Source organism: Fontibacillus forbon (assembly GCF_046559655.1).
In the GTDB taxonomy this organism is placed as follows: domain Bacteria; phylum Bacillota; class Bacilli; order Paenibacillales; family Paenibacillaceae; genus Fontibacillus.
The window spans coordinates 231,412-253,286 of sequence record NZ_JBKGFV010000006.1 but is presented as its reverse complement, the minus strand read 5'-3'; the positions used below and the strand labels follow the sequence as shown (position 1 = coordinate 253,286).

Sequence of the window (21,875 nt, the reverse complement as noted above, 5' to 3'; positions counted from 1 at the left end):
ACTTATAGTTATACACTTTTATTCCGCCCGGTATCAATACGGCGGACCAGAAAGGATGAAAATAGCATGGAACAATTAACGAATCCGATCACGCCAACTTGGGAACTCGAATCGATTTTTGCGGGAGGCTCCTCTTCCGAGGCGTTTCAAACCTTTCTCGGCCAACTGGGGGAGGATCTCTCCAGGTTGAACGAAAAGCTGCAGAACGCTTCGGCGCCAGGCAATATGGAGGAAACGAAGAGCTTTGACGAAATTATTGAGGGGTTGCAGAGTGTCTTGAGTCGTGTCGGTGAGGCCGGCGCTTTCGTGGAATGTTTGACGGCACAGGATCAGCACGATAAAAAAGCGGTACAGCTTACGGCTAAAGTGACGACACTTCGGGCGGCGCTGGATAACGTCCTTACCTTGTTCCAAAATGTGCTGCGGATGACGGAAGATTCGGTATGGGAAGCGTGGATGGCTCGGCCTGAAGTGTCCCCGATCTCGTTTGTATTGAGCGAGAAGCGCCATGCTGCCAAGGAATTGTTGTCTCCCGAGTTGGAGAGCCTGGCATCCGACCTTGCTGTGGAAGGCTATCATGGCTGGGGGCAGCATTACGATACGATTGTTGCGAAGGTGGGCGTTCCGTTCACCGATGATAAGGGTGAAACTACGATTCTTTCCGTAGGCCAGACTGCCAACAAGCTGGATGACCCGGACCGGAATGTCCGGGAGGCGACTTTTGCCAAATGGGAAGAAGCATGGGGAAAGGTCGCGGATTATAGCAGCGATACCTTGAACCGGCTGGCAGGCTTCCGGTTGAAGCTTTATGAGAAACGCGGCTGGGATGACGTGTTGAAGGAGCCTTTGGAAATTAACCGGATGTCTCGGCAAACCTTGGACACGATGTGGCAAGTGATTGAAGAAAACAAGCCGTTTTTCGTCTCCTATCTGGAACGGAAAGCGAAGCTTCTCGGCGTTGAAAAGTTAAACTGGAGCGACGTGGATGCTCCGTTGGGTGAGGTAACGGGAAAAATCACGTATGACGAGGCCGCGAAAGAAATCGTCAAACAGTTCGGCAATTTCAGTCCGAAGCTGGCGGATTTCGCCGTGAAGGCCTTTAACCGCCGCTGGATTGAGGCGGAAGATCGCCCCGGCAAGCGGCCGGGCGGATTCTGTACTTCACTCACAGTCAGCAAAGAGACCCGGATCTTCATGACGTTCGGAGGAACCGTTTCGAACATGGCGACGCTCGCTCACGAGCTTGGGCATGCCTATCATCAATACTTAATGGATGACCTGCCTGAATTTAATCAGGGCTATGCCATGAACGTAGCCGAAACGGCGTCCACTTTTGCGGAAATGATCGTGGCCGACGCACTGGTACGGAATGCATCCAGCGAAGAGGAAAAAATCAACTTGCTCGCGGATAAAATCCAAAGCGGAATCGCATTCTTCATGAATATTCATGCCCGCTTCTTGTTTGAAACCCGTTTCTATGAGAAACGGAAGCAAGGAATGCTGGATGCTGCAGAATTGTGCAGCCTTATGGAAGAAGCGCAGCGGGAAGCGTTCCAGGGCGCTCTTGGCGGATACCATCCTCACTTCTGGGCTTCCAAATTGCATTTTTATATTACGGAAGTTCCTTTCTATAACTTCCCTTATACGTTCGGATACATGTTCAGTACCGGCATCTATGCGCTTGCCGTGCGCGAGGGCGCAGGCTTCGCCGACAAATATGATGCCCTGCTGATGGATACCGGCCGGATGACCGTGGAAGAATTGGCGGCTAAACATTTGAACGTGGATCTGACGAAACCGGATTTCTGGCGCGGAGCCATGTCCGTTGTGGTGGACGACGTGAAGCAGTTCCTGGATCTGACCAAATAAAATTGATTTGAAGACAGCCCCTCTGTCAGGGATATTCCTGATAGCGGGGCTTTTTTGCGGTCATTCCATATTTTGTAACTAAACATAATTAACCGAATACCGATATTGAGATTAAGACAAAAAAAGGAGGCAGATTATGATAAAGAAAACAGGGGTAATGGCTCTGGCCTGCATCTTGGCCATGAGTTTGATGGGCGGATCGGCATTTGCCAAAAATGACAACAAGGGGAACAAACCGGACTCTAAAAAGGAAGCCTCGGAGCAAAGCAAAACCGGCGGTAATCCGATAGTCGGAAACACGGAAAAAAACAAACCGGAAAAAAATAAAGCTGAGGCAGAGAAATCGAAAACCAAAAATCCCGAAAGTCAAAAGCAAAAGAAGGCGGAAGAAAAAGATACCGTTACCGATGCTACATATACATATAATAACCGCGGGCCTCAAGGCTATAAGGGGCTGTTGCACGCGATTGAAAACGTTAAGGATAAGCCTGCCGGCGCCGTTATTGCCGAGATTCTGTTGAGTAAATATGACGCGCATTTGACGGAGGAGATGAGAACTGAACTTGAGGCCATCGTCGAGGCAGATGCCGCATTGTCCGAAGCCGCAGAACTGCTGGACAAGCAGGGGAGCGTAACCGATGCGGTCTACGTTCAGAAGGAAGCGATCAAAGCGAACGTGAAAAACTTGGACGGATACAAGAAGCTTGGCAAGTATTATAAAAAGCTTGGCAAACATGGCGTGAAGCTATTTGTAAACGGAGAAGAATCTGCCTTGGCGGTACCTCCAGTAGTTCAGAACGGCAATACCCTGGTGCCATTCAGAACCGTTGCAGAAGCGCTTCAAGCGGAAGTGAACTGGAATGAGAAGGATAAAACGATTACGATAATGAAGGAAGGCATTACCATCAAGCTGAAGCTAGGCAGCAAAACCGCATTTGTCAACGGGGAGAAAAAACAGCTGGAAGTTCCAGCAGTGATCATAAACGGCACTACGCTAGTCCCGGCCCGGTTTGTGAGTGAAGCTCTGGGGGCAGAGGTGAAATGGGAAGCGGAATCCGGTTCCGTAGTAGTTTACGAAGAACTTGCGAAATAACCATGAAAGAAAGCCGGCAGGAAACTCCTTGCCGGCTTTTTAAGTGTACGCCCGCCATGGGATATCAATTAATCTCTCATTCCCGCCACGGTAGACGCCGCGCCGATGACCCCTGCATGCTCACCTAAAGCGGCGGCATGCAGGAAGATCCCGTCGCCCCAGTAGACGGGCATGACGATGCTGCGTAGTTGCTCGCCGATTCTGTCCAACAGGAAATCGCCCTGGGCGGTAATGGCTCCCGCGAGGAGAAACCGGCGGGTGTTAAGAATATGCGCCAGATTGGCGAGGCCGATTGCGATGACCTCCGCATACAGACCGACGAGGTTTAGGGCCGATGCATCCCCGCCTCGGGCCGCTGCGAACAGCTGCCTCGGATCCTGAATCCAAGGATCCGGAGCTTCATGCTCGCGCATCAGGTTTTTAAGGCCGGTCACGGAAGCGTAGTTCTCCCAGCAGCCGCGATTGCCGCAACTGCAAGGCAGGCCGCCTATGGCGACGATATGATGGCCGAAGCCTCCGGCATAACCGTCATCTCCCCCTTCGATCGTGTCGCCCTTGACGATACATCCGCCAATTCCCGTACCGATAGCTACGCAAACGATATCGGGAATGCCCTGAGCCGCTCCTTTCCATTGTTCACCCAGCGCGATGGCATGGACATCGTTCATCACGGTGACCGGAAGCCCGGTCTCCCGCTCCAGCAGCTGCCTTAGCGGAGTTCCTGTCCAGCCGGGCAGATGCTCCGTCGCATAGGAAACCGTGCCGGAGCGATCGACCGAACCGGCGGTCCCGATACCTATGCCTAGGAGCTGCATCCCCTCCAGTTCAGCGGTCCGGCGATGCTCTTCGATAATGCCGGACAGCTTGGCCAGGAGGGCATCCCTGCCCAGCCAGGCCTCAGTCGGCGTGGTGCGGAAGTGCCTGACGCTGCCGTCCGCGCCGACTAGCGCCGATTTGATGCCGGTGCCGCCGAGATCGATGCCGATGGCGCCGCGTATCCGGTTCATCGGGCATTACCGGCTGACTCGGTCCCCCGGATGGCGCGGACGAATTGTCCTGTCACCGTATGCGGACGGGTAATCGCCGTTCCGACGACGACGGCGAAGGCACCCGCCTTCAACGCCTCGGCGGCTTGCTCCGGGTGCTGAATCCGTCCCTCGGCGATGACCGGAACTCGCACGGTGCCGGCCAGCTCCGACAGCAGCCGGAAGTCCGGCGCTTCGCTTTGCGGGCTGTAAGGGGTATAGCCTGACAAGGTCGTGGAGATCAGATCAAATCCCAGCGCCTCCGCGGCGATTCCTTCCTCCAAGGTCGAGACATCGGCCATCAGTAATCTGCCGGGCTGCTTCCGGACACCGGACACCAACGCTTCCAGCGTCTCTCTGTTGGGCCGCACCCGACCGGTAGCATCCACGGCGACGATATCGGCGCCGGCTGCAAACAGCGCCTCCGCATCGGAAAGGCCTGGCGTTATATAAACGTCCGAGCCGGCGTAGCTTCGCTTCCAGATGCCGATGACCGGCAATCCGCAGCCTTCTTTAATAGCAGCCACATCCTGCGGCGAATTGGCCCGGATGGCCGCAGCTCCCCCGTCTTTGGCGGCATTCGCCATGGCCGTCATGATATGGCTTCCGTACAGCGATTCCCCGGGATAAGCCTGACAGGATACGATCAGATGTCCTTTCAACTGTTCCAGTAGTTTCTCCATATTCCCTTTCTGGCTCCTTTAATAAATATAGTATTTCGAAAATATAAAGCGCATACAACTAGTCGTTTCATAGTATAAAATCATAAAGCTAACATGTAAAGAAAATTATTTTCTAATTTAACGGATATTTAGAAAAAAATAAACATAACCATTTACAAGTCGTTTTAATTCTGCTACTTTAGAACACAAGAAACAGCAAACCACATACTAAGGAGGAATTGCCAAGATGGAGTCTTTTGACGTCATAGTGATGGGTGGCGGCATTTCCGGTACGATGGCCGCAGTGGCGGCTGCCAAATCGGGCGCGAAAACGCTGATCGTGGAGTCGCAGGGTTATCTGGGCGGCACCTTGACCGCCAATGGAGTCGGCCCGATGATGACTTTTCATGCCGGGGAGAAGCAGGCTATTCAGGGATTTACGGACGAACTGATCGAAAGGTTGAAAGGGATCGGCAAATCGCCGGGGCATATTTTTGATACGGTCGGATTTACGTACTCGGTGACTCCGTTCGATGCCGAGGCTATGAAGGTAGAACTTGAATCCATGATCCTGGAGAACGGGGGACAGATTCTGTACCACACGATGCTGGCTGAGGTGCATAAGGAGGACCAGCGGGTTACTGGGATTACGGTTTGCAACAAGTCCGGGTTAAGCAAGCTGTCCGCCAAAGTTTTCATTGACGGTACGGGGGACGGCGACCTGTCTGTTCGTGCGGGAGCGGCCTTCACAAAAGGACGTGAAAGCGATGGGGCGACCCAGCCGATGACCTTGAAGATGAAGATGATTAATGTCGATATTCCCAAAGTGAAGGCTTATATCCATGCCCATCCCGAGGATTTTCCGCTCTACCATGGCGACACCTCGATCATTGAGAAAGCTCCCCGGCTGTCGACCGCCGGCTTCGTCAGCCTGTTCAAGAAAGCGAAGGAGAACGGTGAGATTTCCATTCCGCGGGAGGATATTCTCTTCTTTGAAACGAATACACCGGGAGAGGTGATCATGAATACGACGCGGATTCTCGGGCATGACGGTACGGATGCGTGGAGCCTTAGCCGGGCCGAGACGGAAGGGCGCAAGCAATGCAGGGAATTGGAGCGTTTCATGAAAAAATACGTTCCCGGTTTTGAAAACGCTATCGTGGAATCCACCGGACCTGCGATCGGTGTACGGGGCTCCAGGCAGATTATCGGCCTCTATACGCTGACGGCGGCAGACATTCTTTCGCAGGCAAAGTTCGATGATACGATCGCCCATTCGGGCTATCCGATCGACATCCACAGTCCAGACGGCGAAGGGACGAAGCATGAGAAGCTGGAATGGGGCGGCATGTACAGCATTCCGTACCGTTGCCTGATTACGCCTACGCTCAAAAATGTCATCGTCATCGGCCGCTGCCTGTCCGCCACTTTCGAAGCCCAGGCTGCCGTCAGAACAACGCCGACGACCGGCGCCATCGGGCACGCCGGAGGGGTTGCCGCAGCGCAGGCGGCTCTGCAAAACCTGGATGTTCAGCAGGTTGACGTGACCCGGGTGCAAAGCGAATTGAAGAAGCAGGGCGCGTACCTGGAGGTTTAAAGTAAATATTTAAAATAGGTTGAACTGAAAAGTAGATCAACCCTGATAGCTGGTTTCTAATTTGAATGATAAAGGGGATTGAACCATGAGTTCAATGATGTGGGTACAGGCAATTGGCATTTTAGTCGTATTTCTTGTCTTTTCGGCGCTGATGATGACCCGGAAGCTGCCGACGATTCTGGCTCTGCCGAGCATGGCGATTTTATTCGCGTTGATCGCGGGCGTGCCTTGGTCTTCCAGCACTCCCGATACGGCCACGCTGAGCGGGACGATTCTTGCCCAAGGCTCCATGCGGCTGTCCACGGCGATCGCCGGGCTGATCTTCGGCGCCTGGTTCGGTCAGATCCTGAATAAAGTCGGGATCACCAAGGCCATTATCCGCAAAGCCGCCGAGTTGGCCGGCGACAAACCGGTGCTGATCGCGCTGCTGTTCTTCGTTACGGCCTCGGTGATTTTTTCCGCGGCAAGCGGTCTCGGAATGGTTATTCTCGTAGGGACGATCATTATCCCGATTATGCTGACCGCGGGTATCAGTCAATTTCTGGCCTCCGTCGTTCTGCTGACTTCCGTTGGTGTCGGGGTGTTGTTCAACGTTTCCAACTGGGCGGTTTACGTGGATGTCATGGGTCTGCCGGTTTCGACTATCGCCGACTATACGCTGATCGCCGCGTTACCGCTTATCGTAATCAGTATGATCATGATCGTATTTTATGCCCGCCGCGATGGACGCGGACGCAAAGCATGGGCAATGCCGGCTACTTCCCCGACCCCGGAAGGTCGAAAAGTACCGACAATCGCTCTGATCAGCCCATTGGTTCCTGTAATTATGGTTTTTGCCTTTAAAATGGACATCGTGCCTGCCGTCATCATCGGTGCGGTTGCCACATTGTTGCTGTCTTGGCCGAAGCGTCCGGTACATGTGCTTTCCAGCTCCCTGGTGGAGGGGATTCAGGATGTAGCCGGAGCCTTGGGGCTGATGATCGGGATCGGTATGCTGGTCAACGCGGTTATGGCGCCTCAGGTTACGGCGATCATTTCGCCGGTAATCGAATCGGTACTGCCGAATAGCCCATTGATGTACATCCTGTTCTTTACTATTTTGTCGCCGCTGGCGATTTACCGCGGTCCGCTTAACGTGTGGGGCCTGGGAAGCGGAATCGCCGCGCTGTTCGTAGGGGCGGGCATGACGCCGATCGCAGCTATGCTGGCGCTTCGGGTAGTCAGCAATGTGCAGTCCGTTTCCGATCCGACCAACTCTCACAATGTTTGGGTGGCCGATTTTACGAAGAGTGACATTAACGAAATTTTGAAGCGGACTCTGCCCTGGATGGTTGCAGCCGTGTTGATCTCCATGGTGTGGGGCTCGTTCGTAGTTTTTTAGGGTAAAGACGCCGTGGTTATAGAGAGATAGGAGGGAGATATGAAATGGGTCGAAAAGTAAGGGTTGGCATTGATGTCGGCGGTACGTTTACGGATGCGGTCGTACTTGATAATGAAACGTTTGAGATCATCGAAAAAATGAAAATTCCGACCACCCATCATGATGAGGACGGCGTGGCAAAAGGAATTGTGCAGATCCTGCAAAGTATCTTGGAAAGTAAGGGTATCGCTCCGGAGGATGTTGCTTTTATAGCCCACGGGACGACGCAGGCGACCAACGCGCTGCTGGAAGGGGATGTCGCCAGAGTCGGCATCCTCGGCATGGGGGCGGGAATGGACGGATTGAGTGCACGCAGCGAATCCAATCCGGGACAGATCGAACTCGCGCCAGGTAAAAACCTGCAGACCTACCATACTTATCTGGACTCCAAAAATTTGAAGGATGAAGCTGTTGAGCAGGGATTGCAGGATCTGCTTTCCCAGGGGGCGGAGGTGATCGTCGCTTCGGAGGCCTACAGCGTGGATGATCCGACGAGTGAGCTGCGCGTCGTCGAAGCGGCGAACCGGCGCGGCGTGTTCGCGACCGGCGGGCACGAAATTTCCCAGCTGTACGGCCTGAGGACGCGGACCCGGACGGCGGTTATCAACGCCAGTCTGATTCCCAAGATGATGGAGACGGCTAACATGACCGAGAAATCGGTCAAGAACGCGAACATCTCCTCGCAGTTGATGATCATGCGCTGCGACGGCGGAGTAATGAGCATCGACGAGGTGCGGAAGCGCCCGATTTTGACGATGCTGTCGGGGCTGGCTGCCGGCGTGGCGGGAGCGCTGATGTACGAGAAAATATCCGATGGCATCTTTTTTGAAGTCGGTGGAACGAGCGTGGATATCTCGGTCATCAAGAACGGCAAGGTCATGATCCAGAACGCGCAGGTCGGGGGACACCGCACCTACTTGCAGTCCCTCGATGTCCGAACCTTGGGGATAGCAGGCGGCAGTATGATTCGGGTAGCGGGCGGCAAGATCGTCGATGTCGGCCCGCGGAGTGCTCATATTGCCGGGAAGGCCTATGAATGCTTCGCTGATCCGGGCGAATTGAAAAATGCGCAGGTTCTGTTCATCAGCCCGCGTGAAGGAGACGCCCCCGAATACGCCATTGCCCGGGGGGGCAGCGGCGGGGAGTTTTCCTTTACCCTAGCGGGGGCGGCCAACCTGCTCGGCTACGTGCCGGAAGGGGATTATGCGTATGCCGGGAAGGAAAGCGCTGAATTGGCCTGGGACGCTTTAGGCGCGCATCTGGGAATGTCAGGAGAGTCGGCGGCCCGCCAGGTGTTGGATATCGCCATCGAGAAAACCATGAAGACGGTTAATGAGATGATTGCCGATTACGAGTTGGACCGTTCTTTTGTCACACTGGTCGGCGGAGGCGGTAGCGGAGCCGTCCTGATACCTGCCATGGCCGAGAAAGAGCGGATGAAATGGCAGATCGCCAAGAATGCGCCGTATATCTCGACGATCGGGGTAGCCCTGGCGATGGTCAAGGAGCAGATCGAACGGACGGTCATCAACCCGACCGAGGCGGATATCAAGCGGATCCGCAGCGATGTGATGGATAAGATCGTCCAGTCCGGCGCGAGCGAAGAGACCGTAGAAATCATGATCGAGATCGATAATCAGAAGAACATTTTGCGAGCGATCGCTACCGGCTCGACGGAGCTCCGGTCCAAGGATCTGGGACAGGCGGCTTTGACGGAAGAGGAAATGCGGCGCATTGCAGCGAGCTCTGTGGACGCGCCGTTCGAATCGATGGTCCTGGCTGCCCAAACGGGCCGCTGGCATTTGTTCGCCAGCGAAGAAATTCGCAAATCCTTCTTCGGCTTGCTGAAGAAGAAGCGCACTTCCGTCAGCGTGGTCGACAGGGAGGGCGTGGTCCGGTTCAAGCAGGCTGGAGTTCATTACGGCCAGTTTGCCAAGAAGCAGCGGCATGATGCCTTTGTGGCTTTCCTGGATGACCACACGATTTATTCGGATGCAAATGCGACAATTCCGAAGGTATTCTTGTTCTTCCGGGAAAAAATGCTCGATCTGACCGGGATGCAGACGAAGGAGCAAATGTTGTCCATCTTGGATATGGAGACGGAAATGCTGGGCGAAGAGGAATTTTGGCTTGCGGTAGCGTATCAATAACCGGGAGCGGAAGGGAGCTGAGGGTTACCATGACGGGGGTACGGAATAAGGAACAAGTCTTCATGATCCGCGGTTTGGGGCTTAGCGATGAGGTGCTGGCTTTGGCTGAGCTGGAGCGGGACCCGGTTTTTCATAAAATCGCGCCCGACAAGTACGGATATTATCTGTCCCGATCATTGGACATGGGCAGAGAAGCCGCGGACCGGTTGAAGGGCCGGAATATCCGGGAGCTTCTTGACCAAGCGGGCGTGAAGTTTAACCTGGCGGCGTCGGCGGGTACGGGAGCTTTTAAGGTTGCGCTCCGGGCCCAGTTGGACTGGAGCGGGAAGGTGCCGAAGATTACCGTTTACCGGGAATCCATGCACCAGCTTCAAATAGCGGCTGAGGCCGCGGAAGGAGCACTTGGTCCGGTTACCTTCGACAGGATTGTGGACATCCATCTGGCGCATGAGTACTATCACTTGCTGGAGTATCGCAGCGGGCGATTTACGAATGAACTGCTGGAGCCGGTGGAGTGCCTGAAAATCGGCCCCTTCCGCAGAACGGCCACGATTTTGCAGAGCAGCGAAATTGCAGCGCACGCTTTCTGCAAAGATCTTCTCGACTTGCCTTATTTACCCAGCCTGTTGGATAATATTTATTTGATGCAGACAGGTCATATGAAAATGGAGCAGTTTACGGAAAATGTGAAAAAGTGGAAAACTATTTTGGGCGAGATTGGACTCCATATGCTATAATAAGTAAATCGTTTATTGCGTGAGAACGTTTCTAGAGAACGTTTTCTCGCATATGCAGGAGGACATATCATGGCTTCGCAAGTACCCGCGGTGATTGCAAAGATCATTTCGCTTAAACAAAAGTTTACCTATGGTGAAAACCAGATCGCTCAATTTGTGATTCACAATTCCGAATTCATTAGTCAACATACGATTACGGCGCTTGCCAATGAAATCGGCGTATCGGAAACAAGCATCAACCGGTTTTGCAAGAAGATCGGTTTCAAGGGCTTTAACGACTTCAAGATTGCCATTGCCCAGGATACGTTTTACCGGGAAATGCAGACGCGGAAAAAAGAACGCCGCGAAATCACGCCCATCGATGGACTGGCTCTCGATTACAACGAGCTGGTCGTCAATACGTCGGCTATGGTTTCCGAGGAGGCGCTGCTGAACGTGGCGGAAATGCTGAAGAAGGCCAGGCGCATTCATATATTCGGCATCTTCGATTCCTTCTTGCCGGCCATGGCCTTGAAGAACCGTCTGACGCTGATCGGAATCAACGCCGAGGCCAGCAACGACAGCCGGGCGATGAAAATCGCGGCGTCCCAAGCCACTGCGGAAGACATCGTCATCGCGTTTACCCGCTCCGGGGCGACGCCGGAAATCATCGATGCGGTTTCCACGGCGCAGATGAACCAGGCGAAGACGGTGGCCATCACCTGTTATGACTCTTCGCCGGTCACCGAGGCCGCGGAAACGAATATCATCGTACCGGACAAAATGTCGGTTAGCAACAGCGCGATGATGTCGAATCATATTACATTTCTGTTTGTAGTGGATGCCGTCACGAGCCTGCTTATATCCTCGGACAAATCTTATCTGAAGAAGAAGCTGGACAGCGAGGGCATTATCTCCAGCCGCCCTTCGGTGACGGAGTATTATTGATAGCCATTCATAAAAAAGCGGTTTGCCGATACAGGCAAGCCGCTTTTTTATGTATATGTCACGTATGGACTTTATTTCTTCCGGGTTGGACCTAACCGATTAAATTGTACCTGCGACATGCTTAGACAAAGTACGCAACGGGCAAAATAGGAAATGGAGAGTTTGTGTAACAGGAGGAAGAATATGAAAGTAGCGATTATGGGGGCAGGTTTGTCGGGGCTCGCCTGTGCCATTCGTCTGGAGCAGTTGGGAGTGTCTCCGGACATCTTCGAAAAGCGGGGAAGCGTCGGGGACCGGTTTGTCAACGGGGAGGTGCTGCTTACGATCTTTTCTCGCCCGGTTCGGGACGAAATCTCGTATTTGGCGGACAAGTATCAAATCTATCTTCACCCGACCGGGAATATCGGCGAGTTTGTCATTTCTTCTCAGCATGAACAAGCAAAATTGAGCGGACATATGGGATTCTGCAATATTCGCGGCCGGCACGAGAACTCTTTTGAGAACCAGCTTGCCCGCCAGGTCAAGACGAAAATTCATTTTCACTCGGAACGTACTTATGAGGACCTGGTAAAAGAATACACCCATGTCATCCTGGCGACGGGCGATGCTGAGTATGCGGCCGTTATGAAGAATTTCGAAGTCGATCTTACAGCTACGCTTAAAGGGGCTACGGTAGAAGGCGATTTCTCGCGGTACCGGGTCATGTGCTGGTTGGATGACCGCTACGCTCCGAAGGGATATGGATATTTGATTCCTTATTCGAAGACAGAGGCGAATATCGTGATCGCTTTCCCCGATGAGTTGCATTCCGTACCTGGCAGTACGGATGAGAAATGGAAGCTGTTTTTTGAACGCGTATGCACGGATTTGGGTCAAAATTTGAAGGTAACCGACCGTTTTGAAGTGAACAACTATATTATAGGGCAGTGCAATGAGCCCAGAATCGGAAATACGCTTTTTACGGGGAATTGCCTGGGTACGGTTATGCCGTTGTTCGGATTTGGCCAGTTTCCTTCGCTATTATCGGGCATTTACGCGGCTGAAGAGCTTTGCGGCATCGGATCATACATCGAATCGACGAGAGAACTGCGTGAGAGCTACCAAAATTCGCTGACGCTCCGTAAATGGTATGAAAAGATGGATAATTCACAAAAAGATAAGCTTGTTAAAAGAATGAACGGACATTGGGGAGAGAAGCTGCTCACCACACAGATGGATGTGTTAAAAATAATCTCCCGGTTTTTGCGCTGGGGGGGCAATTAACTGGACTTTAACAACATGCGTGTCGAAAGAACGACAAAAATGTTGAATCATGGGAGAGGAAGGGGATTAAGTCATATTTTGTATAGTAATAAATAACCATTTTTGTTGTATAATGTTGATCGCTATATATTAATGACATATAATGAGACGTAAGCCCTAGCTAGTAGGGAACTATATGGGAAGGGAGGGTGAATATGCTGAATACCGATCAGCTTTCACTCGCTAGACAAGTGGACTTGGTATTTAAAGAATTGGAAACTGAGCTTGGCGGAATGACTTCGGGGACCGTATTCATCCAAATCCGCAATAATGTGATCGGCAAATTCGGGATCCGTCACAACCCGATTGCAGGCCGGAACGGCCGTATGTCTGAAGAAGAAAAGGGATTATCGGCAACGCAATTGCATTCTTTTCGGACGATGGCGATTGAAGCATTAAAACATAAACGGTACTGGACCCATGGGGAAATCAGCTACGATTTTGCACTGAGGCAGGACACCATCGTTGTCGACGCCATCTTGGAATCCAATTACAATATGGCAAATTTAATGATTCAGCGCTACCCGCGCAAAAATCACGTCAATACATACCAGGATTATAATGCAGATGTATCTTCCTAATCTTGCGCTTATCATGTAAAAGACAGGCGACCTGCTAACGCAGATCGCCTGTCTCCCTACTTTTTAAATAGGGGAAAACCAATTACAGGTTCGAACGACCCGACAATTGCTGCTCTGCCAATTGTACCAGACGTTTGGTGATATAACCCCCGAGGGAGCCGGTTTCACGGGAAGTGTAGTTCCCATAGTAACCGTCTTGCGGAATTTGCACGCCCAGCTCTTGTGCTGCTTCATATTTCAACTGTTGCAACGCAGCAGTTGCTTGAGGAACAACAAGGTTGTTAGAGCGGCTACCGCGGCCTTGGTTTTGACCTGCCATATTTGTCACCTCCTTTGGCCTTTGTGATGTTAGTATGGTTTTTGGAGGAGAAAATATTCGGCTTATCGTCAAACTATAGCAGTGGTAATTATTGCATTTCTCTTTATCCTGAACAACAAAGAGCCATCTTCCTTTTCGAAAGATGGCTCTAAGACATATATCGGGCTATATTTGTTCGGACGGATAGATCATATCCAGATTTACGTTCAGTTCCAGACTTTGGCCCGGCTGAAGATCGATCAGGCCGGTTTCTTCATCCGCCAGACCCGAGTTGGGAGCGTCCGGCAACCAAGTATAAGGTTCGATGCAGAGAAATTGATCCGCTACTCCTTTGGTATATAGAACCCAATGTTTGAAGTAAGCCGGGTCGGCTGAATAGTGCAGTCCATAGCCATCGCTGCGAATCAACTCGGCTTTCACGGGATGATTGCCTATTTTCAGCATCGTGTCAAAATTCGTGCCCTGCAAACTCAAGCCTTCGTTCAAGGCTTCAAGTTCACCGAGAGGCGCGGTTTCTCCGGTTGTGATAATTTCTTCATCGGATAAATAGATACCGGAAACCGGGAGTTTCAGACTCCATTGATCCGGCTCGCCGTCCAGCAGGAACCAGGTATGGAGCCCCAAACCGAAGGGAGCGGGCCGGTCGCCTAAATGACTTATTTTAAACGTTTGTTTCAAGGATGCCCCTTGTAAGCGGAGCGTCATCTCCATTTTTAGCGGAACCGGGAACTGGCGCATCCAGTTCGGGTCATCGCTCGTCGTAAATTCCGTCGTAATCGCACAGCCGTCTTCATCCTCGTCGATATCGCTGACGCACCATGCCTGTGTTCTGTGTAGTCCATGGATGTGATTGTCATTCGCCGTATTGCGGTCGAACTGGTACTCTTGACCGGCATACGAAAAATGACCTCTGCGAATTCGGCCCGGGGGAATTAACACCGGAATTCCGAAGTGGTAAGGCTTCTGCAGGTAGAAGTCAAGATCGCCTTCCTCCGGACGACGCAGCACGTCGCGCTGCCGGACATGATCCCATATGCTAATGACATTATTGCCAAGGCGGGGTAGCAGTGTGACTTCAAGTTCGCGGCTATGTAAGATATACGTATCGTAACCGTTCCATTGCCCTTTGGTCACTTTTTTCATATCGTTGCTCCTTTTCCCACATAATAATCGTATCCCTAAGCTTGAGACTATAATAACACTTTTTCTCTGGGACGAAAAATGGATTTGACATGGCAGCTTTAAGAACTATATGATGAACTTATATAAATGGATGAATATTTCTAATGCGATGACAGGGAGAAGTAAGCAAAGCGCCATTTCCTGCAGAAAGCCGGTGGTTGATGCGAACCGGAGGAAAGACCTTGCCGAATGGACCCTGGAGCGCCGAGCGGAACACGTGATGGGTTAATTCCCTTACTATAGTATGCCGGCCGTCTGATTCCACGTTACGGAAGATCAAGGCCGGAGGGCCTCGCGGCGATGAATCCGCTTAGTTCTTTCCTCCGGCGAATAAGGGTGGCACCACGGTCTCACGTCCCTTGCGGACGTGGGGCCTTTTTGCGCGTAAAGCCCTTGGCGAGACCTTGCTTTCTATAACATTTTTCTTCTCGGAGGCTGATTTAAATGAAGAGAGTTCTTTCCGGTATCCAGCCTAGCGGTAAAATCACGCTTGGCAATTATATTGGTGCTTTGAAAAATTTCGTTACACTACAGGATGATTATACCTGCAACTTTATGGTGGTCGATCTTCATGCGATTACGGTACCCCAGGATCCCGCCGATTTGCGTGAACAGTCTGAAGCGGTAGCCGCCCTGTTCGTAGCGGCAGGAATCGACCCGAATAAGGCGAATGTGTACATGCAGTCTCATGTGCGCCAGCATTCGCAGCTTGGCTGGATTCTGACCACTTTGACATCGATGGGCGAGCTCGAGCGGATGACCCAGTTCAAGGACAAGGCGGCCGGCAAGGAATCCGTCGGGGCAGGTCTATTCGTGTATCCGGCGTTGATGGCCGCCGATATTCTGATCTATAATGCCGACCTGGTGCCGGTAGGGGAAGACCAGAAGCAACATTTGGAATTGACCCGGGATTTGGCCGGCCGGTTTAACCACCGCTTCGGAGACTACTTTACGATACCGGAACCGTATATTCCGAAGGTCGGAGCCCGGATCATGTCGCTGGACGATGCTTCGAAAAAAATGAGCAAGAGCAATCCGAATGCGGGCAGTGCGATTTACCTGCTTGATTCGCCGGACGAAATTCGCAAGAAAATCAGCCGTGCAACGACCGATTCCGGCCGTGAAGTGAAATTTGAGCCGGCGTCCAAGCCGGAAGTCAGCAATTTGATCACGATCTACAGCCAGTGCTCGGGATTGTCGGTTGCGGAGGTGGAACAGCGGTACGAAGGGCAAATGTACGGCCCGTTCAAGAAAGATCTTGCCGAAGTCGTTGTCGGCGCGTTGGAACCGATCCAGCAGCGCTATCGGGACATCCGGGAATCCGGGGAAATACGCAATATTTTGCGCCAGGGTGCGGAGAGAGCTTCGGAAATGGCGGAGAAGACGCTGCGTGATGTGCAGCAGTTAATGGGCTTTTTGCCAGAATAAATTAGTTGAATGATCTCAAGTATAACTCACCATGATCCGGGCAGATTTTCTGTCCGGATTTTATATTTTTATTGCACTGTAAAACAAGTAAGTCCTAATGCAATGTCACTGAATTGTCATAATAAACCGGCGATGATCAAACGATTGTCAAACACTTTCGCATTTTGATATGATAAAGTTTATAGCGAGGGCAGGAATTCATCGAAATTTTTATGGATTTTATATAAATGGAACCTCTATTTCAAACCTAGGAGGCATAATCACAAGTGGATAAACAATTGAGTTACCATGCACCTGCGGATTCTGCTGCGCTGTCCGTAAGGCCTTCGCCACCGGGGGAAACGGCAACCTGGAAAGATTTCGTTGCGTTGACCAAACCGGGGATTCTGCGGTCTAACCTGATTGCTGCCTTTGCCGGATTTTGGGTCGCTTCCCATTGGCAATTGCAATATGGAAAACTTATTTTAACGTTGGTTGCAACCGTCCTGATTATGGCGTCTTCCTGCGTGTTTAACAATTATTTTGACCGGGATCTGGATACCAAAATGGCTCGTACGAAAAACCGTGCGCTGCCGGTAGGCAAGATTTCGCCTAAAACCGTGCTTTGGTATGCCGTGATTTTGGGTATAGCCGGCTTGGTTTTGCTGTTTGCTTTTTCCGGACCGCTTGCGGGAGTATTTGGGCTTATCGGTATGTTCGTTTACGTTGTAGTCTATACGCTCTGGCTGAAACGGACCTCCACCTGGAGTACATCTGTAGGTGCGATCTCGGGAGCTATGCCCCCACTAATCGGTTATGTAGCCGCATCGGGTAAACTCGATCTGGGAGCCCTGCTAATCTTCGCTTTGCTATTTCTGTGGCAGCCTCCCCATTTCTGGGCGCTTGGCATTCGGCGGGTAGAGGAGTACCGTGCAGCCGGATTCCCTCTGTTGCCTGTCGTTAAGGGGATTGCGAGAACAAAGCTGCAAATGATTCCCTATCTCGTGTTGCTGATTCCGATTCCTGTATTAATGTATGTTTACAATTATACGGGAATGTGGTTCCTCGTTATCGGCGAAGTTCTGTCGGTGGCTTGGCTCTTTATGGCGCTAAAAGGCATTCGTTCGAAGGATAATGATAGCTGGGCCAAAAAGGTGTTCCTGTTCTCCGTCAACTATTTGACGATCGCATTGATCGTAATGATTCTGGATACCGTGTGGCTGTAATGGAGGAGTAGACATGACCCTTTTGAAAAAGTACAAGTGGACCTGGATTTTGCTGGCTATTTGCGTCGTATTGGCGGGATATCTGCTCTGGGATTCCTTTGCTAAACCGAAGCTGCCGGTCATCCGTCCGGTGGAGAGTTTCAGTATGGAAAACGTGGACGGCAAAACCGTGACGTTAGAGGAGACGAACGGAAAAGTCAGACTGTTTTATTTCTTCTTCTCCAACTGTCCGGACGTATGCCCGGTGACCACGTTCCGGCTCAGCCAGGTGCAGGATGTGCTGAAAGAAAAAGGGCTGTTCGGCAAAGACGCCTCTATCGTTTCGATTTCGTTTGATCCGGAGCGGGATACCCGGGAGCAAATCAAGGCGTTCGGGGATAAATTCAAGGCGGATTATTCGGGTTGGTATTTCCTGCGCGGCGATCAGCAAAAGACGATGGATCTGGCCATGAATTCGTTTAAGATTCTGATCAATCAGGATCGGGACGGGAATTTCGTTCATATGGATTTGATCGGCCTGGTCGACAGGGAAGGGAACCTGCGCGAAATATACCGGCCGGAAGACACCGCCGCCCAAATTGCGCAGGGTGTGGCCGATTTGGCAAAGGAATAAGCAATTTTATGAATGATCAATATGGGCTGGCCGGAGGATAAAGAATAAATTCCTCCAGGCCGGCCTTTTCCAATTGCGCGATAACATATTCGTCAGGCGTCCCTTCTACCCCGGCGTATCCCCGGCGCGTGTAGATTTGTTCGGCATCGGGGAAGGTGTCTCTAAGGACACCGCGGATTTTTTTGCCGGAAGGATCGTTATCCATGAACAGGTAGAGCTCGTCCCCTTTTACTTGTTTGCGCAAGGATTCCAGCTTCAGGGAATTCAGCGTGCCGAAGGTACAATGAATCCGAACTTCTTCGTTCAATAGCCGGCGCAGTTTGCTGCGGTCGTTTTTGCCTTCAACGATGATGCTGACGGACAACGTAATCACCTCGATATTAGTGTATACCCGCTGCGTTCCTTCATGCAAAAATGTCCGTCCCGGAAAAAGCAAAACGGCCTGCCTTTGGGCAGACCGTAAGTGCGGGGATTTAACAATAAAAGAAAGGGGAACGGAGAATGATGACAAGCAAAATGTACAATACAAGGATCGCTCCAGTCGAAGTCCAGGCGCCAGCGACTACCGGACCGGGTCCGCAAGGATCAACGTAGCCCATAGATTCACCCCACTTTCGAATCGGTCGGTGATTGGTGATTACACGATATACTATGTGGGACGCCCGCCCGTGCCCTGTGCGGCAGCCTAAAGACAGTAAATAGTACGGGATGGCTCAACTCACAGACCGTTCGGCCCGATGGTGACCGGAGGGGCAGGGGGTGCATGGTGCCCCCGGAGCGGCGTAAACAGCAGAACGATCATTAATAGAAGAAAGGCGAGAAAGTAAGGCGAATAATTATTTTCATGCAGCATTCCCGCGGCGATAGGTCCGATGAACGAGCCGATGGACATCGCGATGGATTGCAGGGAAAATACGGTCCCGAGCCGCTTGCCGCCGCTGAGATCGATGAACATGGAAGCGATGGCGGGAAAAGTGACGCCTTTGGCCATGCCGAGCACAAAGAGCGACACCGGCAGCGGAATGAACTCCAGAGCAGCTAAAGAGAAGAAAGAAATAGCGATGCCAAAAATGCCTATTACCGCCCGGAGATAAGGCGAAAACCGGCTTAAAAAGAGCATCGATAGAGTCGCCAGTGCCCCGATGCTGATGATCGAGAAATATATTCCGGTATGCAGAATTCCCGACGTGCCGCCAGCCTGCAGCGGCAATTCGAAGAAGAGAATCCCTTGGGAACAGGATACGGCTAGCGGGAGTAAGTAGTAACGTAACGGAATAATGTTGAGTTTGACCGGGACGTGCGGCGTGCTGATCGGGATCGAAGCCGTTGCTTTTTTTGGCTCGTGGATGGTGAAGACGGCGATCAGGCCTGTCACGATCAGGAGCCAGCCAAGGGATTGGAAAGTTAGCGAATAACCGGTCTGAGCTACCAGAAATGCACCGGCGGCAGGTGACACTACGGAGGCGAGCGTATGCACGACCCCATGACCGGCCATCAGTTTCCCTTGCTGAACCGGACTTTTGGTCAGGGAAGCAAGCATCGCCAGACAGGCCGGCGACAAAAAAGCAAGCACGAAGCCGCTGATCGAGCGGAGCACGAGGAGCTGCCAAGGCTCGGTGACATGCGCCTGCAGCAGGAGGATACAGCCTGCGCCGATCAGGCTGAAAATCATGTATCCCTTGCTCCCATGCCGGTCCACCCCCTGCCCTGCCATCAGATTTCCCGGCAGGTGAGTCAGTGCATAAATCCCCATCATCCAGCCGATAAAGGTAGGAGCAGCGCCGAGGGATAGCGCAAACGGCGTCAGGATGGGGTATTGGGCGTGGAGGTCGAAGAAAGCGAGGAACATAAAGAAATAGAGCCAGAATGCCATTTTCATTACCATGTGCCTCCCCTGAAAGTACTTATGTTCTACTTGTACGTTTCAAGGGACGAACTTATTACCCGTTCGAGGCTATTCAAAAGTCACCAATTCCTGGTTTTTACGGAAAAACGGGGTTAAGCTGACACTGGACTGGGCCATCATGTATAATGTATAAGGCATAATGTGTTTGCATGATGGATCTGATAATTACGGATTTGGGAGCGTGGGTCATGTTGGATTTTGATTTGCAGGTATGGACTGAATTTTTAAAACAAAACTGGCTGGTCATCGTAGTCGCGCTGGTCGTGCTGTTCCTGGTACTGAATTTTGTGAAGACCGTTATTAAATGGGCGCTTGTCCTGGTGATCGCGGCATGTGTGATCATTTACAGCGGCATTTCGCTGAAGGATATCGGAGATGCCGTGTCCACCGTGAAAGAGCAGGGAATCGATAAGGTCGCCGAGATCAGCAAGACGGAAGCTTTAAACATGATGAAAAAAGAAGCGGCTGAAGCCAAGATGACGCGGAATCCGGACGGCACGTTTTCGATCAAGACACCGAACCTGGAAGTTACCGGGTCTGAAGGTGCCGATAAAGTAAAAGTGATGTTTCATGGCGTCTCTCTCGGAGAATGGAAAGTAAGCGATACGCTGGAAGTGTTTATTCAGGAAGCCAAACGGAATTCCCAATAATACCAGCCAGCTTGATGAGGAAGATACAGGACATCCAGAATGGAGGCTGACGATGACGGAGAGTTGGTTGCAAAGTTTGGGTAATTTTAATCTGGTATCCGCCTTGTTGTTGATCATCCTGCTATTCTCGATGCTGCAAGGCTTGCTGCGGGGCGCTTCCCGTAGCGCCGGCAGGCTGGTGTCCCTACTGAGCGGGGGCGTGCTGGCGGTGCTCGGCATGTTGGCATCCATTCCGCTTACCTTATGGTTATCCCCGCTCGTACAAGGATGGCTGAATGGAGTATCGCTGCCTGAACGGGACCTGGCCAAATGGGAACAGATTTATTATACGCTGTTGACGGCGATCCGAGATTTTCCGCTGATGCGTTTTGCGGTGGTGTTTATGCTCAGTTATTGGCTGATCCGCACGGTGCTCGGACTCATATCGGCGTTTGCGTTCGGCGGGAGTTCCTGGCTGGGGCGGCTTGTCTTTGGCGGGGAACGGCCAGCTACCTTGCTGAGCCGATTGACGGGAGCGGCTATCGGCGGAGTGATCGGCGCGGCGCGGTGCCTACTGGTCATCGCCGTGTTGTTTATCTCGGTGACGCTATTTCCCGATAGCGGCTTCAGCCGATATGTGGAAGCTTCCCCTGTATATCAGCAAGGAGCGCGCACCGTAATTGAACCGCTGTCGGGCAACTTGATCAAGGAGAAGCTCCCGGTGTTTACCCGCGGGGTGGAAGAGGAGCTTAACGGAATTCTGCAGCGGAGGTACGAGGTGATCGATGCCGATATCCCGCAGGATATCGGACAGGCTGCGGCCAAGATCACCGAGAGTGCCAAGAATGATGAGGATAAAGCCCGCCTTCTTTACGATTGGGTCGGATCAAGGGTGACCTACGATTACGACAAAGTCGAGGACTACGAGAAAAACGGGAATTGGCGCGAGCAGACGCCGCAAATGACGTTCGATTCCAAACGCGGCGTATGCATCGATTATTCCCGGCTTTACGCCGTGATGGCCCGTTCGCAAGGGCTGCAGGTGAAAGTGGTCACCGGTCTCGGCTATGACGGACGGGGAGGATACGGGCCGCATGCCTGGAACGAAGTGTATTTATCGGAGAAGGAGAAATGGGTACCGCTGGACTCGACCTGGGCCGGAAGCGGCAATTGGTTTAATCCGCCGGCATTCAGCGAGACGCATATTCCCGATAAGATCGTTTAGCCTTT

At 52.1% G+C, this 21,875-nt stretch carries 20 protein-coding genes and 1 other annotated feature; of the genes, 14 read left to right on the top strand and 6 right to left on the bottom strand.

Translation table 11 applies throughout. From position 1 onward, the window contains the following. Window positions 1-66: 66 nt before the first annotated feature. Together ACLB09_RS22345 and ACLB09_RS22340 are read left to right on the top strand one after the other, a co-directional pair. Window positions 67-1,869, top strand: a complete 1,803-nt coding sequence (locus ACLB09_RS22345; RefSeq protein ID WP_410772054.1) for a M3 family oligoendopeptidase — start codon at window positions 67-69, stop codon at window positions 1,867-1,869. A 136-nt stretch (window positions 1,870-2,005) separates the two neighbouring features. Then, on the top strand, window positions 2,006-2,962 hold the full coding sequence (locus ACLB09_RS22340) for a copper amine oxidase N-terminal domain-containing protein (protein ID WP_410772053.1): 957 nt from the start codon (window positions 2,006-2,008) through the stop codon (window positions 2,960-2,962). Between the two features lie 68 nt (window positions 2,963-3,030). On the opposite strand, the gene ACLB09_RS22335 is transcribed toward ACLB09_RS22340, so the two are convergent. Then, window positions 3,031-3,969, bottom strand: coding sequence for an ROK family protein (locus tag ACLB09_RS22335; RefSeq protein WP_410772052.1), 939 nt, complete (start codon window positions 3,967-3,969; stop codon window positions 3,031-3,033). Further along, window positions 3,966-4,670: an N-acetylmannosamine-6-phosphate 2-epimerase gene (locus ACLB09_RS22330; protein WP_410772051.1), complete on the bottom strand. Its 705-nt coding sequence runs from the start codon at window positions 4,668-4,670 to the stop codon at window positions 3,966-3,968. Before ACLB09_RS22330 ends, ACLB09_RS22335 begins: the two co-directional genes overlap by 4 nt. A 226-nt stretch (window positions 4,671-4,896) precedes the next feature. Between ACLB09_RS22330 and ACLB09_RS22325 the strand changes: the two genes are divergently transcribed. The 7 genes from ACLB09_RS22325 to ACLB09_RS22295 all read left to right on the top strand — a co-directional run bounded on the left by ACLB09_RS22325 (window position 4,897) and on the right by ACLB09_RS22295 (window position 13,363). Continuing rightward, window positions 4,897-6,246, top strand: a complete 1,350-nt coding sequence (locus ACLB09_RS22325) for an FAD-dependent oxidoreductase (RefSeq protein ID WP_410772050.1) — start codon at window positions 4,897-4,899, stop codon at window positions 6,244-6,246. A gap of 85 nt (window positions 6,247-6,331) precedes the next feature. After that, a complete protein-coding gene (locus ACLB09_RS22320) occupies window positions 6,332-7,627 on the top strand; it encodes a transporter permease (RefSeq protein WP_410772049.1) in 1,296 nt (431 codons plus the stop codon). A gap of 44 nt (window positions 7,628-7,671) precedes the next feature. Continuing rightward, window positions 7,672-9,816 (top strand): hydantoinase/oxoprolinase family protein, encoded by a 2,145-nt coding sequence (locus ACLB09_RS22315; protein WP_410772048.1) that lies wholly within the window; start codon window positions 7,672-7,674, stop codon window positions 9,814-9,816. Window positions 9,817-9,845: 29 nt separating this feature from the next. Further along, on the top strand, window positions 9,846-10,553 hold the full coding sequence (locus ACLB09_RS22310) for a hypothetical protein (protein ID WP_410772047.1): 708 nt from the start codon (window positions 9,846-9,848) through the stop codon (window positions 10,551-10,553). 69 nt (window positions 10,554-10,622) lie between these two features. After that, the gene (locus ACLB09_RS22305; protein ID WP_410772046.1) at window positions 10,623-11,480 is read left to right on the top strand and encodes a MurR/RpiR family transcriptional regulator; all 858 of its coding nucleotides are present in this window, start codon (window positions 10,623-10,625) and stop codon (window positions 11,478-11,480) included. A gap of 183 nt (window positions 11,481-11,663) precedes the next feature. After that, window positions 11,664-12,743 carry an NAD(P)/FAD-dependent oxidoreductase gene (locus ACLB09_RS22300; protein ID WP_410772045.1) on the top strand — a complete coding sequence of 360 codons (1,080 nt, stop codon included), beginning with the start codon at window positions 11,664-11,666 and terminating at the stop codon, window positions 12,741-12,743. 194 nt (window positions 12,744-12,937) lie between these two features. Next, entirely contained in the window at window positions 12,938-13,363 is a 426-nt protein-coding gene (locus tag ACLB09_RS22295; protein WP_410772044.1) for an O-methyltransferase, read from the top strand. A gap of 82 nt (window positions 13,364-13,445) precedes the next feature. Here the strand turns inward: ACLB09_RS22295 and ACLB09_RS22290 are convergent, their stop codons facing one another. Both ACLB09_RS22290 and ACLB09_RS22285 read right to left on the bottom strand, forming a co-directional pair. Next, window positions 13,446-13,682 carry an alpha/beta-type small acid-soluble spore protein gene (locus ACLB09_RS22290; protein WP_211025960.1) on the bottom strand — a complete coding sequence of 79 codons (237 nt, stop codon included), beginning with the start codon at window positions 13,680-13,682 and terminating at the stop codon, window positions 13,446-13,448. 165 nt (window positions 13,683-13,847) lie between these two features. Beyond that, entirely contained in the window at window positions 13,848-14,825 is a 978-nt protein-coding gene (locus tag ACLB09_RS22285) for an aldose 1-epimerase (protein ID WP_410772043.1), read from the bottom strand. A gap of 139 nt (window positions 14,826-14,964) precedes the next feature. After that, window positions 14,965-15,227: a binding site (T-box leader), on the top strand. 81 nt (window positions 15,228-15,308) lie between these two features. Between ACLB09_RS22285 and trpS the strand changes: the two genes are divergently transcribed. The 3 genes from trpS to ACLB09_RS22270 all read left to right on the top strand — a co-directional run bounded on the left by trpS (window position 15,309) and on the right by ACLB09_RS22270 (window position 18,110). Next, a complete protein-coding gene (gene trpS, locus ACLB09_RS22280; RefSeq protein ID WP_410772042.1) occupies window positions 15,309-16,292 on the top strand; it encodes a tryptophan--tRNA ligase in 984 nt (327 codons plus the stop codon). Between the two features lie 266 nt (window positions 16,293-16,558). Then, a complete protein-coding gene (cyoE, locus tag ACLB09_RS22275; RefSeq protein ID WP_410772041.1) occupies window positions 16,559-17,497 on the top strand; it encodes a heme o synthase in 939 nt (312 codons plus the stop codon). 13 nt (window positions 17,498-17,510) lie between these two features. Further along, complete coding sequence (locus ACLB09_RS22270) at window positions 17,511-18,110, top strand: SCO family protein (protein WP_410772040.1); 600 nt, start codon at window positions 17,511-17,513, stop codon at window positions 18,108-18,110. 16 nt (window positions 18,111-18,126) lie between these two features. On the opposite strand, the gene ACLB09_RS22265 is transcribed toward ACLB09_RS22270, so the two are convergent. Then, the gene (locus ACLB09_RS22265) at window positions 18,127-18,474 is read right to left on the bottom strand and encodes a toprim domain-containing protein (protein WP_410772122.1); all 348 of its coding nucleotides are present in this window, start codon (window positions 18,472-18,474) and stop codon (window positions 18,127-18,129) included. 354 nt (window positions 18,475-18,828) lie between these two features. Beyond that, complete coding sequence (locus ACLB09_RS22260; RefSeq protein WP_410772039.1) at window positions 18,829-19,989, bottom strand: MFS transporter; 1,161 nt, start codon at window positions 19,987-19,989, stop codon at window positions 18,829-18,831. A gap of 215 nt (window positions 19,990-20,204) precedes the next feature. Between ACLB09_RS22260 and ACLB09_RS22255 the strand changes: the two genes are divergently transcribed. Together ACLB09_RS22255 and ACLB09_RS22250 are read left to right on the top strand one after the other, a co-directional pair. Next, window positions 20,205-20,666, top strand: a complete 462-nt coding sequence (locus tag ACLB09_RS22255) for a hypothetical protein (RefSeq protein ID WP_410772038.1) — start codon at window positions 20,205-20,207, stop codon at window positions 20,664-20,666. Window positions 20,667-20,718: 52 nt separating this feature from the next. Beyond that, the gene (locus ACLB09_RS22250) at window positions 20,719-21,870 is read left to right on the top strand and encodes a transglutaminase domain-containing protein (RefSeq protein ID WP_410772037.1); all 1,152 of its coding nucleotides are present in this window, start codon (window positions 20,719-20,721) and stop codon (window positions 21,868-21,870) included. Window positions 21,871-21,875 lie beyond the last annotated feature (5 nt).

Excerpts from the sequence above, each read along its gene's own strand:
- ACLB09_RS22345 (WP_410772054.1), top strand. The coding sequence starts at position 67 with ATGGAACAATTAACGAATCCGATCACGCCAACTTGGGAACTCGAATCG.
- ACLB09_RS22340 (WP_410772053.1), top strand. The coding sequence starts at position 2,006 with ATGATAAAGAAAACAGGGGTAATGGCTCTGGCCTGCATCTTGGCCATG.
- ACLB09_RS22335 (WP_410772052.1), bottom strand. The coding sequence starts at position 3,969 with ATGAACCGGATACGCGGCGCCATCGGCATCGATCTCGGCGGCACCGGC.
- ACLB09_RS22330 (WP_410772051.1), bottom strand. The coding sequence starts at position 4,670 with ATGGAGAAACTACTGGAACAGTTGAAAGGACATCTGATCGTATCCTGT.
- ACLB09_RS22325 (WP_410772050.1), top strand. The coding sequence starts at position 4,897 with ATGGAGTCTTTTGACGTCATAGTGATGGGTGGCGGCATTTCCGGTACG.
- ACLB09_RS22320 (WP_410772049.1), top strand. The coding sequence starts at position 6,332 with ATGAGTTCAATGATGTGGGTACAGGCAATTGGCATTTTAGTCGTATTT.
- ACLB09_RS22315 (WP_410772048.1), top strand. The coding sequence starts at position 7,672 with ATGGGTCGAAAAGTAAGGGTTGGCATTGATGTCGGCGGTACGTTTACG.
- ACLB09_RS22310 (WP_410772047.1), top strand. The coding sequence starts at position 9,846 with ATGACGGGGGTACGGAATAAGGAACAAGTCTTCATGATCCGCGGTTTG.
- ACLB09_RS22305 (WP_410772046.1), top strand. The coding sequence starts at position 10,623 with ATGGCTTCGCAAGTACCCGCGGTGATTGCAAAGATCATTTCGCTTAAA.
- ACLB09_RS22300 (WP_410772045.1), top strand. The coding sequence starts at position 11,664 with ATGAAAGTAGCGATTATGGGGGCAGGTTTGTCGGGGCTCGCCTGTGCC.
- ACLB09_RS22295 (WP_410772044.1), top strand. The coding sequence starts at position 12,938 with ATGCTGAATACCGATCAGCTTTCACTCGCTAGACAAGTGGACTTGGTA.
- ACLB09_RS22290 (WP_211025960.1), bottom strand. The coding sequence starts at position 13,682 with ATGGCAGGTCAAAACCAAGGCCGCGGTAGCCGCTCTAACAACCTTGTT.
- ACLB09_RS22285 (WP_410772043.1), bottom strand. The coding sequence starts at position 14,825 with ATGAAAAAAGTGACCAAAGGGCAATGGAACGGTTACGATACGTATATC.
- trpS (WP_410772042.1), top strand. The coding sequence starts at position 15,309 with ATGAAGAGAGTTCTTTCCGGTATCCAGCCTAGCGGTAAAATCACGCTT.
- ACLB09_RS22270 (WP_410772040.1), top strand. The coding sequence starts at position 17,511 with ATGACCCTTTTGAAAAAGTACAAGTGGACCTGGATTTTGCTGGCTATT.
- ACLB09_RS22260 (WP_410772039.1), bottom strand. The coding sequence starts at position 19,989 with ATGAAAATGGCATTCTGGCTCTATTTCTTTATGTTCCTCGCTTTCTTC.
- ACLB09_RS22255 (WP_410772038.1), top strand. The coding sequence starts at position 20,205 with ATGTTGGATTTTGATTTGCAGGTATGGACTGAATTTTTAAAACAAAAC.
- ACLB09_RS22250 (WP_410772037.1), top strand. The coding sequence starts at position 20,719 with ATGACGGAGAGTTGGTTGCAAAGTTTGGGTAATTTTAATCTGGTATCC.